Source organism: Salinivibrio sp. ML323 (genome assembly GCF_001995745.1).
Classification (GTDB): Bacteria; Pseudomonadota; Gammaproteobacteria; order Enterobacterales; family Vibrionaceae; genus Salinivibrio; species Salinivibrio kushneri.
This window is the reverse complement of record NZ_MUES01000001.1, coordinates 224,277-236,283: the sequence shown is the minus strand read 5'-3', so window position 1 is coordinate 236,283 and position 12,007 is coordinate 224,277. Positions and strand designations below refer to the sequence as shown.

15 protein-coding genes and 1 other RNA gene are annotated in these 12,007 nt (G+C 52.3%); 9 read left to right on the top strand and 7 right to left on the bottom strand.

Going from position 1 to position 12,007, the window contains the following annotated elements; genetic code table 11:
• Positions 1-73: 73 nt before the first annotated feature.
• From BZG13_RS01095 to BZG13_RS01085, 3 genes are all read right to left on the bottom strand, one after another.
• Positions 74-1,906: a methyl-accepting chemotaxis protein gene (locus tag BZG13_RS01095; RefSeq protein ID WP_077484380.1), complete on the bottom strand. Its 1,833-nt coding sequence runs from the start codon at positions 1,904-1,906 to the stop codon at positions 74-76.
• Between the two features lie 107 nt (positions 1,907-2,013).
• Positions 2,014-2,340 (bottom strand): hypothetical protein, encoded by a 327-nt coding sequence (locus BZG13_RS01090; RefSeq protein WP_077484378.1) that lies wholly within the window; start codon positions 2,338-2,340, stop codon positions 2,014-2,016.
• Positions 2,341-2,392: 52 nt separating this feature from the next.
• Positions 2,393-2,656, bottom strand: coding sequence for an FAD assembly factor SdhE (locus BZG13_RS01085; RefSeq protein ID WP_069363445.1), 264 nt, complete (start codon positions 2,654-2,656; stop codon positions 2,393-2,395).
• Between the two features lie 216 nt (positions 2,657-2,872).
• Between BZG13_RS01085 and ygfZ the strand changes: the two genes are divergently transcribed.
• From ygfZ to BZG13_RS01060, 5 genes are all read left to right on the top strand, one after another.
• Complete coding sequence (ygfZ, locus tag BZG13_RS01080) at positions 2,873-3,850, top strand: tRNA-modifying protein YgfZ (RefSeq protein WP_077484376.1); 978 nt, start codon at positions 2,873-2,875, stop codon at positions 3,848-3,850.
• 3 nt (positions 3,851-3,853) lie between these two features.
• Complete coding sequence (locus BZG13_RS01075; protein WP_077484373.1) at positions 3,854-4,345, top strand: aminoacyl-tRNA deacylase; 492 nt, start codon at positions 3,854-3,856, stop codon at positions 4,343-4,345.
• 20 nt (positions 4,346-4,365) lie between these two features.
• A complete protein-coding gene (locus tag BZG13_RS01070) occupies positions 4,366-5,337 on the top strand; it encodes a LysR family transcriptional regulator (RefSeq protein ID WP_077484371.1) in 972 nt (323 codons plus the stop codon).
• A complete protein-coding gene (locus BZG13_RS01065) occupies positions 5,337-5,537 on the top strand; it encodes a hypothetical protein (RefSeq protein WP_077484368.1) in 201 nt (66 codons plus the stop codon). Before BZG13_RS01070 ends, BZG13_RS01065 begins: the two co-directional genes overlap by 1 nt.
• A 118-nt stretch (positions 5,538-5,655) precedes the next feature.
• The gene (locus tag BZG13_RS01060; protein ID WP_077458833.1) at positions 5,656-5,901 is read left to right on the top strand and encodes a DUF1107 domain-containing protein; all 246 of its coding nucleotides are present in this window, start codon (positions 5,656-5,658) and stop codon (positions 5,899-5,901) included.
• A gap of 98 nt (positions 5,902-5,999) precedes the next feature.
• Here BZG13_RS01060 and gcvH read toward each other — a convergent pair whose 3' ends face one another.
• The 4 genes from gcvH to BZG13_RS01040 form a co-directional block, all read right to left on the bottom strand.
• Positions 6,000-6,389 (bottom strand): glycine cleavage system protein GcvH, encoded by a 390-nt coding sequence (gene gcvH / locus BZG13_RS01055; protein WP_321166657.1) that lies wholly within the window; start codon positions 6,387-6,389, stop codon positions 6,000-6,002.
• Positions 6,390-6,551: 162 nt separating this feature from the next.
• The gene (locus BZG13_RS01050; RefSeq protein WP_077484366.1) at positions 6,552-7,784 is read right to left on the bottom strand and encodes an FAD-dependent 2-octaprenylphenol hydroxylase; all 1,233 of its coding nucleotides are present in this window, start codon (positions 7,782-7,784) and stop codon (positions 6,552-6,554) included.
• Entirely contained in the window at positions 7,781-8,971 is a 1,191-nt protein-coding gene (gene ubiH / locus BZG13_RS01045; RefSeq protein ID WP_077484364.1) for a 2-octaprenyl-6-methoxyphenyl hydroxylase, read from the bottom strand. Before ubiH ends, BZG13_RS01050 begins: the two co-directional genes overlap by 4 nt.
• A gap of 56 nt (positions 8,972-9,027) precedes the next feature.
• Entirely contained in the window at positions 9,028-9,603 is a 576-nt protein-coding gene (locus BZG13_RS01040; RefSeq protein ID WP_069363437.1) for a UPF0149 family protein, read from the bottom strand.
• Between the two features lie 483 nt (positions 9,604-10,086).
• On the opposite strand from BZG13_RS01040, the gene zapA reads away from it, so the two are divergent.
• The 4 genes from zapA (at position 10,087) to rpiA (ending at position 11,928) form a co-directional block, all read left to right on the top strand.
• Positions 10,087-10,392, top strand: coding sequence for a cell division protein ZapA (gene zapA, locus BZG13_RS01035; protein WP_046074068.1), 306 nt, complete (start codon positions 10,087-10,089; stop codon positions 10,390-10,392).
• Positions 10,393-10,395: 3 nt separating this feature from the next.
• Positions 10,396-10,578: non-coding RNA, 6S RNA (gene ssrS / locus BZG13_RS01030), on the top strand.
• Positions 10,579-10,611: 33 nt separating this feature from the next.
• Positions 10,612-11,211, top strand: coding sequence for a 5-formyltetrahydrofolate cyclo-ligase (locus tag BZG13_RS01025; RefSeq protein WP_077484362.1), 600 nt, complete (start codon positions 10,612-10,614; stop codon positions 11,209-11,211).
• 57 nt (positions 11,212-11,268) lie between these two features.
• Positions 11,269-11,928: a ribose-5-phosphate isomerase RpiA gene (rpiA, locus tag BZG13_RS01020; RefSeq protein WP_077458839.1), complete on the top strand. Its 660-nt coding sequence runs from the start codon at positions 11,269-11,271 to the stop codon at positions 11,926-11,928.
• Positions 11,929-12,007 lie beyond the last annotated feature (79 nt).

Sequence of the window (12,007 nt, the reverse complement as noted above, 5' to 3'; positions counted from 1 at the left end):
TTCGCGCCGTCTGCTGCTTTAACGATAAAGGCCAGCCTCACGAGGCTGGCCTTTTTACTGGATATCATCGTGGTTATTCGCTTTTAAACTCGCTCACTGCACGCTCAAGGTGCGCCGCTTCTTCGGCCACCTTGTGTGCCGCTTCGCGGTTCTGGTTGGCGCGTTCGGTACTGTTTTGCGCGATATCTTGAATGTTGTGCACGTTTTGGTTGACTTCTTTCGCCACCGAACTTTGTTGCTCAATCGCCGTGGCAATGTGGGTGCTCATATCCATAATGTTTTGCATATCTGCCATGATTTGCGATAGCTCTTGCGAGGCCGCTTCCACTTTACCCACAGATGTTTCCCCATCTTCTCGGCTTTGCTCCATACGCTCAGACACCGACTGGGTTTGCTCTTGTAACGAGGTGATAATGCCAGAAATTTCATCGGTCGACTCACGAGTACGGGTCGCTAGCTGACGCACCTCATCAGCGACCACCGCGAAGCCACGCCCTTGCTCACCGGCGCGCGCCGCTTCAATCGCCGCGTTAAGCGCCAGCAAGTTAGTTTGCTCAGAAATATCTTTAATCACATCTAATACTGAACCGATGGTTTCAGACAGCTTACTTAGTTCAAGCACCTCGTTGCTGGTATTACTGAGGGTTTCTGCCAGTGTCATGATCATTGCCTTGGTGTCGTCGACCACTTTTTGTCCATTTTCGGCCCGACTTAAACTGGTACGCGCATTCTCCGCAGCCTGATCCGTGTTGCCCGCGATATCGCGAATCGTACTTTCCATCTCATTCATCGCGGTCGCCGCATGGGTAGTTTCATCTAACTGGGTAGACAATGCGGACCCGGTAGCTTCAGTGCGCGACTCAACTTGCTCTGCACTGTGGTTAAGCGCTTGTATGGCGCGACTCACGTCGACCACCATAGCCTGGACACTGGCGAGCATCTGATTGACATCTTTAGCCATCAATGAGATCTCATCACGCCCGTTTTCATCCGCTCTCAGGGTCAGATCCCGCTGCTTGGTGATGGCAGCCATTTGCTCACTGAACCGGTAAATACGCTGTTGAATGCCACGGTTCATCCATAAAGAAATCACTGTCATGATCAGTGCCAGTATTAATACCGCCGAGCCGGTAAACGTCACGGTTTGGCGCAATGCTTGCTCGATGGCCTGCTCATATTCTTGGCTTAGCACATCAAACATTTCTTCCACTTGGTGGGTTTTGCCACGAATTTGTCCGAGCAAACCTTTGTCCGCCGCTAACCCCAGTGTCTTTTTCTGGGCAACAATTTGGTCCACTTGCGTCTGATGCGCTTGAAACAACGCCAGTAGGTCACCACGAAGGTAATCTTCAAGCTCTTGCATTTGGCTTTGATATTCATCGATGTAGTCAAGGTTACTGCTTTGTACAAACAGTTTGGCATCTGCGGCTAACAGGCGAGCGCTACTCTCCAGTACAATGTCATTTTGGGTCGCTGCCACCATTTTCTTGCTCGCGTTTTGCATTTGTCCGCGGATCCCCTGTTCAGGGGTTAACCCCAATGTTTGGTAGCCCTTACCCAGATCACGAAACCCACTAGCATATCCTTTCATCGCGCTTTTCACTTTATCAATGGTCGCGGTCTCTAACCCCAGAGAGGCACTGCGGGCGCGGAAATCACTCAGCAGCTGATTAAACGCATCAACATTATTATCAAAACGGGAGAGGTATTTAGGATCCATGCGCGCGAGAAAGTCTTTCTCATTGCGGCGTAAGTTGAGCAATATCACCTCAAGATCAGAGACTGTGGTTAGCTGATTGTGCATTTTTTGCAGTCGTGTTTCCGCCTTCCACGCAATCGCCGCCACCGCGAGGAGTGCCAACACCGACATCAAGGTGAGTGACAAAAGTTTTTGTTTAATATTCATAGCGACCCTACAGCATTATCTGAGCAGATTGGATTTTATCCGTGCCCCTTGAATATCGGTGACAAAGTGAAAAAGTAAAGCCACGCAATCAGTTTGTCACAAATATGTCACATCATATCCCGACCTTGCTGACAGCAGTGCCGATAAATCAGACGAAAATGATAATCTGGAAGGCCATGACGCCAAATATACACGTATTGCGCATCCACACGAGAGGTCAGCACCAGCAGCCATGGGGTCGCATAAACACAGGATAATTTTCGATACTGTCCATTGGGCATCACAGCCCAAGCGTCAGAGGAAAAGCGAAAAGGCCCCTCGCTACCGATGAGGTGAGCATGGAAAAAGCGCAAGTCTCGCACCGCCCAAAGGGTTAGCACAGCACGAGCACTTAAAGGAAGGGAAACATGCGCCATGGCCAGCCAAGTCACCATCGTTCCCAGCAAAACCAGGCAGACAGTGACATAACGCGGGCACTGTAGGTGACTATGTACGTAACTTGCTGCGGTTATAAGCGACGACCTTATCGACAACAGACTTCATCTTGGGGTCGTCAGGTTTACCATGCCCCATCAACCACGCAAACAAATCCGGATCTGCGCTTTCCAAAAATGCGACAAAATCCTGCTTTTCTTGTTCATTTAGCGTGTCGTAGCAGGCTTCAAAATAAGGCATAACCAACACATCCAGCTCTAACATGCCACGACGACATGCCCAACGAATCCGCGCTTTATCCTCGGTGTTAACCATTGCTTACCTCTATCAATGATGTCAGTGCTTGCATACTATCAATGCCGCCATCAGGCGACTACTTTTGCCGGAAAACAAACGGTGAATCTGAGAGCTCTCTAGCGTTAATCAGCAAGACACCGTAATAGCCCTACAATACAAAGGCTGACAAGCTTTATCCTCCCTATTAGTATACGGGACAGAGTCTATATTTTCTCAACAGAGAGCGTGAGTGTTATGAGCGAATGGTATCAAACCGTGGCCTTTGAGCCTGCGGATACACACCCCAGTGACCCACAGCCTGAACTGGCGATAGTTGCTCTTGATAACTGGGCAATCACTAAAGTGAGCGGCGACGATACAAAAAGCTACTTACAAGGTCAGCTCACTTGCGACATTGCCAGCCTTGCAGAGGATAAATCGACCCTTGCCGCTCATTGCGATCCAAAAGGTAAAATCTGGTCTGTGCTGCGTTTTTTCCATTACCAAGACGGGCTCGCCATGGTGCAACCGGCCTCGATTGAAGCCACCCAAGTTCAAGAGGTAAAAAAATACGCCATCTTTTCAAAGATTGCGTTTGAAAAAGTCGATGCCGTGTTGCTCGGTGTGATTGGCACGCAGGCAGACAAGTGGGTGGCCGATCACTTTGGCCCGCAAGGTGACGTTCGCCAAGGGCAAGCGGGCACCGCCGTATACATTGAACCACACCGCTGGTTACTGGTGGTTGACGCGGCCAACGCCACAGCGCTTATCAATCAAGCCTCTGCGACCTTGCTCACCCATGAGTATTGGGATAAGTGGGATATTGATGCCGCATTACCCCGTATTGAGCAGGCCACCAGCGGCGAATTTATCCCGCAATCGTTAAACCTTCAGGCGCTGGATGCGATCAGCTTCACCAAAGGCTGTTACACCGGCCAAGAAACTGTGGCGCGAGCCAAGTATCGAGGCATGAACAAGCGTGCCATGTACAAACTCAGCGGCCAAGCCGAGCACACACCTGTTGCAGGCGATAAAATCGAACGCGCGGTGGGCGACAATTGGCGTTCAGGCGGGACAGTTATTGCTGGCTATCGCGATGTGAATGGTAATGCGAGCGTGTTAGCCGTACTACCAAATAACCTGGACGACGACACCGCTTTCCGCCTGGCTGAGTCTCCCTCACATGCATGGCACCGTGAGCCACTCCCCTATTCACTCGAAGACGACGATTGAGCCGTGCACACGGATCCTCATTGGCAAACACCCGTGACTGCCGCACTCGATAGCGCCGATATTCGCTACCAAATACTGTGGCAGTCACGCGCGACCCAATCGATTGAAGACACCGCTTCACAACGGGGGATTGATCCTGCTCAGATGCTTAAAACCATGGTGTTGCGCGATATGGGCGGGCGTTATGCGGTGGCCTGCGTACCAGGCGACCAACAAGTGAGCCCGCCCAAAGTCCGCCAGCTGCTGGGATGCCGACGAATGACGCTTGCCAGTGCACAACAAGTGCAAAGCACAACCGGCTACGCGCGCGGTACTGTCGCGCCATTGGGACTGTCACCGGATCTGGCGTTGGTGTTTGATGAGCAGATCTGGCGCTATGAAACGGTCACCATTAGCAGCGGTGATCCTCACGCCGGATTATGGGTGAGAGTGAAAGATCTTCTCGTACTTTGCCAGCCTCTGCGCGGCGACATATGCCGCGTTCAAGACGGTTAGATGTAGGAGTCACGCAACGGATGGCGCAAAAATACTGGCGGAAATACGATCTCAACTTGTTGGTGACCTTTGCCACTTTAATGGAAACCCGCAGTGTGACTGGGGCTGCAGAGCGCCTATCTCTGGGTCAATCAGCCATGAGCCACAGCTTGGCGCGTCTGCGTACCATGCTCGACGATCCCCTTTTTGAGCGGCGCGGACACCAAATGGTGCCCACCGCCCGCGCGCTCGATATCGCCCCTAAAATTGAGGCGCTACTCGACACACTCGCCACGGACGTGCTGACTCCGCCCGCTTTTGAACCTGCCCTTTTTGATGGTCAGATCCGCCTTGGACTCACCGACTACGCGGAGCTTATCTTCGCGCCGGCGTTGTTCGATACCCTCAACCAACAACTTCCTTTAGCACAACTTAGCTTACGGCCAGTCGATCGTCGCCACTGTCTGGATGCGATTAAAAATGATGATGTCGACGCGGTGATCGGCGTGATCCCGGAAAACAGCGATATTCTCGACAGCCAGGTATTATATCGCGAACAACACGTGTGTCTGTTTGACCCTCAAAGTACAGGACTGGATGCCCCCATCAGCGTGGCCGATTTTGTCGCCACGCCGCACGCCTTGGTGAGCACTTACGGCCAGCTTTCTAGCCCGATAGATACGCGTTTAGAAGCGCTAGGCTATCATCGACAAGTGGTGATGGGATCGCAGCGCTTTTTAACCGTAAGGCAGTTGCTAAAAGGGCGACAACTGCTGTGTACCGTGCCAGAGCTTATGGCGCGACTTGATACCTTTAACGATGCTAACCATCTGGCATTTAGCCCACCCCCTATTGATGTCCCAGGGTTTGATATTGGCTTGGCATGGCGACATCAAGCCAGCGGTCACCCCAAAATGCAGTGGCTCATTGACCAGATAACCACCATTGTCGATAAGCGCGTCGCTTCCCTGAAAGCGTTATCTACCCAGCCTCACACGCAAGAGGAAACCTAATGAACATCGTCTCTCTGTCGAGCCTTAACCCTGCTTACGTTGCTCAACGGGTCAGTGAAACATTCACGCACAGTGAGGGGGCCGACACCGGCGAAGTCATTCATCACTTGATCGATAAGCTGCTCGGTGAAACGCCTCGTGAAGACTGCCATGGTTGGGGGATGCTGGACAGTCCCTTCAACCAAGCGGATTTATGGTAAGGATAAAGTGATTATTTCTTTAGGCAGTGTCATCACGGCGACATAAACCCACTTCACAATCGGTGCCGTTTTCACACCCCTATAGGGTGACAACCACTCACACCAATAAGAAGAGGTTATGCGCGTTTTTAATCGCTATTCCCCCAAGCTTGTCGCCAAACATGTCACACGATTATTCTCGGGTCGCGTCTATATTGCAGGAAGAGGCCGATTTGATTTTGATAATGGTTGGTTAAAAGCACCGGATCACGCTACCATCTGTCACTACCGAACCGTGAAGGAAGTTAACGGGTTGATTCGAGATGTGTATCAGGACGGGCTTCGAGAGCCAGAACAATCGGGCTCATTGCCGACCGCTTACTGACTTCGCCGTACCATACAAATAGGGGCTCGTCAGACGGGCCCCTGTTTGTTATTTAGATAAAAAGGACAGGCATAGCATACGTGCTTCCCCCTGACCCTTTAGTCTGCGTCTTGATCGCCTAACGTTTCTTCATAGCTTTGCGCATCGAGCAGGCTATCGATTTCAGACTCATCTGTCGCTTGAATCTGGAACAACCAACCATCGCCGTATGGGTCGCTGTTAACCAGTTCAGGGGCGCTATCTAGCTCTTCATTGACAGCCACGACTTGACCAGAAATGGGCGCATAGATATCCGACGCCGCCTTTACCGACTCTGCAACCGCACAATCGTCACCCGCATCAAAAGTGTCATCTTCATCAGGCAAATCGATAAACACCATATCCCCCAGCAGGGCCTGGGCGTGATCAGAAATGCCAATGGTAAATAGGCCTTCCCCTTCAGGGCGAACCCATTCGTGTGTAGCGGTAAATTTTAATTCAGATGGGATATCACTCATAATCTTGTTCCTTGTTACACCCAATGACAACTCACACCGTCAATCGGTACATTCAACATCTCTCACAACCTGATCGCATGCCGACTCGGCAATGGTCTTTGTGCTATTTAGCATATTCTCTGTTTTTCGCCAATTTCAGCCATCACGCAATCATCAAAAAGTGGTCGTGCGCGTCGTAGGCTTTGCCAGATCAGGCAGGTTCCCCTCCAACCCTAACGCCCGCGCCATAAACGGCTGCTTGGCGCCGGGCAAATGATTGACCGCACGCATGCCCACGCCACGGACGAGCTTTTTCATCGGATTATCGCCTGCGAACAAGCTGCGGAATCCTTGCATCGCCGCAATCATCTGCACCGCTTCCGCTTTACGCCAACGCTCATACTGGCGTAAGCCGGCGTAATGGCCAATATCTTTCCCTTTGTCGGCGAGTGACGTCAGTGTTTGCGCCAAAGCGGCCGCGTCGAGCATCCCCAGATTCACCCCTTGCCCAGCCAGAGGATGGATGGTGTGCGCCGCATCACCGACCAGAGCCAGGCGCTGCGCCGCAAAGTGTTGGGCATAACGCATGGTAAGCGGATAGCTAGCCCGCGGTCCCACCACCTCACATAGGCCGAGTTGCACATCAAACGCAGCGGTTAAGGCACGGTTAAAGGACGCTGAGTCCATCGCGACGTAATCCGTCGCTTGTTCTGGGGGAACAGACCAAACAATTGAACATAAATGCGGGTCTGAAAGTGGCAAGAAAGCGAGGGGGCCGTCCGGTGTAAATACTTGTCGTGCAACGCCCTGATGCGGCTCCACCGTGCGCACCGTCGCCACCACTGCATGATGACCATAGTCACGCTGTACTAGGGGGAAGTCGGCTTGCTCACGCACCCAGGATCGCGCTCCATCAGCCCCCACGACCAGTTTCGCCGTCACGCCGCCCCCAGACGCGAGTTGTAACCAGGTTTCGCTCTCTCCTTGCAGCATGGATTGGCATTGCGCTGGCATCAACACAGTCACATTGTCTTGCGTTTGCACTTTATCGAGCAAAGCCAACTGAATCACACGGTTTTCAACAATATGGCCGAGGTTTTGCTGGCCAAACGCCTGCGCATCAAAATGGATGTCGGCAAAACTGTCTTTCTCCCACACCCGCATCTGTTGGTAACTGGCCGCACGCCGTGAGGCGATGCCCGGCCAGACATCCAGGGTGCGCAGTATGTTTTCACTCGCTCGGCTTAAGGCAGAGACACGGTTCTCTGGTACGTCGTTTAAGGTCGTTTCCGGCGCTTTACCTTCTATCACCACCACCCGCAAATCCGTGTCGGCTAGAGAGGCGGCAAGTGTGAGCCCCACCATGCCGCCACCGACAATGGCCACATCGGCATTGATCATTTTCATCTCGGTTCTACCCATCCTATGGTGCGTTGCACAAGCGGTTGTTTCATACTCTCTAATGCTGACATTAATCCTAACCCGGCATTACGTGCCCCCGCCAGAAGCGGGCTATCATTGGAAAAGAGGTGAACCAACCCTGATGTCAATGCCACTGTGGCATCTCGGTCTGGTGTTCGTTGTTTGGCGTACGCCATCAATGTTGGCATCGCACCGATATCATCACCACGCGATGCCGCCTCCGTCAGCGTGTGAGCCAACGTCATCACATCTCGCAAACCAAGGTTAAAGCCTTGTCCGGCAATCGGGTGTAGGCTTTGTGCCGCATTCCCCACCACGGCCACACGATGACTCACCGGGCGAACCACTTGGTTAAGCGTCAATGGATACGCATGACGCTCTCCAACGTGCAGCAACTTGCCTAAACGCCAGCCAAACACCTGCTGCAGGCGATGAAGAAACGCATCATCACTCACTTGCATCAGCCCTTCTGCTTGCTCGGCTGTCATACACCACACCAACGAGCAACGCCCTTGCGACATGGGTAACAGTGCCACAGGGCCGGTTTGAGTAAAGCGTTCAAAGGCGTGGCCTTGATGAGGCAATGCGGTTGATACATTGGCAATCACTGCCACCTGGCCAAAATCGTGTTGCTGACGCGGAATATTAAGCTGCTGGCAACAAGACGAGCGCCCACCGTCAGCCGCAATGAGTAGCGAAGCAGTTAAAGATTGTCCCTGCTTTAATCGCACCGTTACCGCCGCCGGCGTTCGCTCAATCGCCATCACGGCATCCGGGCAAAACACATCGATCGCCTCGCGGTGTTGCAACTTTTGGTGAAGCACCGCTCCGGCATCCGCCAACTCGATAACTTGGCCAAGATAAGGCACGCCCTGCGACTGTGCGTCAATATGGGTTTGTCCGGCGTGACCACGATCAGACACATGAATATGCTGAATCGGCGTGCCAAAGGGGGCGAGTGAGTCCCACAGCCCTAAGCTCGAAAAGGCTGCACAACTGCCTTGTGCTAATGCGATACTGCGTGCATCGTAACCTGGGTGCTCGCGATGATCGGGCACCATCGCCTCGACCACGGCAATACGCAGTGTGCCGCCACTCAATGTGTCTAAGGCCAGTGCGGCAGTCGCCCCGGCCATTGCGCCGCCTGCGATCACTATGTCATAGGCTTTCATCCCACTCTTTCCTCACCCTGAGTCACTGACGCCTCAATCTGAACGCGTCATTGAGATTAATGCAATGTTTTAGGCGTATCGTCACTGTCCGGACGCGCCCCAAGTTCGGCATGCACCACCATGCTGCACACGCGCACATGCTCGACAACCTGCTCAAGCAACTCTGCTTGCTCTTGCATGTCGCCATCTTCATCGACACCCAGCTGCGCCACGTCTTTAAGATCGCCCAACGCTTCTGTCACATCCTTAGATAAGGTGCGACCTTTGGTTCCGATCAATCCCACTCCGGCTAAAAACGCGTTGATCCACTCCACCAGTGCTTCGGCTCGAGCCACGACACCGGATTGTTCGTCGTCAGGGACATAAATCTCTAAATCAAGATCACTGCCGGTAAGCTGTGCTTTTAGCTGGTGATAGCTTTGCATGGCAAGTGTCTTAGACTCTGTTGGCCACCCCATCCCTTGATGGGTGTAATCATAAAGCATGGTTAGCCAGCTACCATCTTCCAGCTCTAACCCGCCACTGAGCATGCCAGCGATTAAACCGTGCATTTCTGCAGGCGTTACCGCCAAACTATCAGCTCTCAGTGTGTCTGCTGTTGTCGCATAAGCGGGTAAACGGGTATCAGTCACAATCTTGCCCCTTGCTGTGCCATCAAAAATAAGAGGCTTAGTTTAGCATTTCACACCACTGGGCTGAATCATTGCGATTAAAAACGATCTCACGCCGATGCAACGGCCACGCGGTACATTGCGTGTTGGGTGGCTGGTTGATAAGCACAGTGTAAAGGCATCAACCAGCCAATCACGATGACAAGGATCAACCCACACCGGCGGGGGGCTTTCCTCTTAGCGAGCCAATTCACAGTTCTGTCTAAAAGCTGAAACACTCAGTGAATGATAGGCACGACTGCCGTCATATTATCGCCCTTAAAGGGTTGTTATTGTTAGACCTATGCGTCGTTTGAATACCACTTTTTGATTAAATTCGCGGCACCAGTGGCGGAGATGGTTTTCGATGTAGTGTATTCACCAGAATAATTGCTAGAATAGCGCCATATTACTGTGTACTGGGCCCTCGACAAATCGGGCCGTATGAGGAGCCAGCGTRGGACTATGAGCACACAACCGGTTGAAATTAAAATTCTAGATCGTCTTGTTCGCGTCAATTGTCCACCCGGGCAAGAGCAAGCGCTTAAAGATGCAGCAAGCGAGTTCGATCAACGGTTGCATCGGCTGGCTGAGCGCACTAAAGTAAGCAATACAGAACAGCTAATTGCCATTGCCGCTCTCAATGTTTGCCACGAATTAAATGATGCCAAACAGTCATTAGAGACACTGCAAGATCAGGTAACGCAACGGACCGCCCTGATGACATCACAACTCGATAAAGCAATGGCAGCGCAAGGATCGCAAGAATAACCCAATTCCCTGGGGTGTTTGTCAGCGGATCTACGTCCCTGAGCCGATAAGCAAAACTAAGGGTGCGTTGTTATAAGCTACTGAGCAAGCTCGGCATGCACCGAGAAGCCTACGGTTTATACTACCCACCCGCCTTGAACCAGCGGGTTCAAGGGCCATCGATCCCAACGGCACCCCGGGGTCCTCTTCACTACCCTTTGGCTAGCATCAAGGACAGTTATGCAGCCTAGACAACACATACGACACGCCATCCGTGACGCACGTCGTCAGCTCTCTCCTGAGCAACAAACGTTCGCCGCAGAGGCGGTGACCAAACGATTTATCGCACTGGCTGATGTTGAACAATCTACAAACGTTGCTCTGTACCTCTCTTTCGATGGCGAGCTAGATACAACGCCTGTCATTGAGGCGTGCTGGAGGGCGAACAAAAATGTCTACTTGCCCGTCATTCATCCCTTTAGCCGTGGTCACTTACTGTTTCTCCACTACACCCCGACCACCCCAATGCGGATTAATGGTTATGGGATTGCTGAGCCCCAGCTCGACATTCGCACCTTGATACCGAGTAGAAAACTCGACGTGATTGCCACGCCTTTGGTGGCGTTTGACGCAAAAGGACAACGCCTTGGCATGGGAGGAGGCTACTACGATCGTACACTCGGGTTATGTGCACCGGATGCGGTCGCGGTTGGGCTCGCGCATGATTGCCAGCAATGGCCCGCGTTACCGACCGAGCAATGGGATGTGCCTTTACCCCATATATTGACCCCCAGCCAACATTGGCAATGGCCAACGCGTATTTCGCGACCTAAACCCTGACGCCATCGATTGGCTTCGCTATAATCACGCCCAATCCCCCTAGATTCAGGAGTTAGCATGACCCAAGACGAAAAGAAAAAAGCCACGGGCGAAGCCGCGGTGGAATATGTCAAACCCGGCAGCATCATTGGTGTGGGAACGGGGTCGACCGTGAACTACTTTATTGATGCCCTCGAGCCAATTAAAGAGCAAATAAAAGGCGCGGTGTCTAGCTCAGAAGCCTCGACCGAGCGACTAAAAGCCTTGGGCATTGAGGTACTCGACGCCAATGAAGTGGCGAGTTTAGATATCTATGTTGATGGTGCAGATGAGATCAATGCACGCAATCATATGATTAAAGGCGGTGGTGCTGCCTTGACGCGTGAGAAAATCGTCGCGGCAATCGCAGACAAGTTTGTTTGTATTATCGACGACACCAAACATGTGGATGTGTTGGGTGAGTTTCCACTTCCCGTTGAAGTGATCCCTATGGCACGCTCTTATGTCGCGCGTGAATTGCTCAAGCTAGGGGGCGACCCGTGTTACCGTCAAGGTGTGATCACGGACAATGGCAACGTGATCCTCGACGTACACAATATGAAAATCCAAGATCCCAAAGGGTTAGAGGACGCCATCAATGCGATTCCTGGTGTGGTGACGGTTGGCCTGTTTGCCAATCGCGGCGCAGACATAGTGTTAACCGGTACCGACACTGGCGTGAAAAAAGTGGCAAACTGAGTGCATAACACAGCAAATCAAATGCTTACACCCCACGGGGAATAACAAAAAAGCCAAACGTTTGCGCTCAATGTAATCA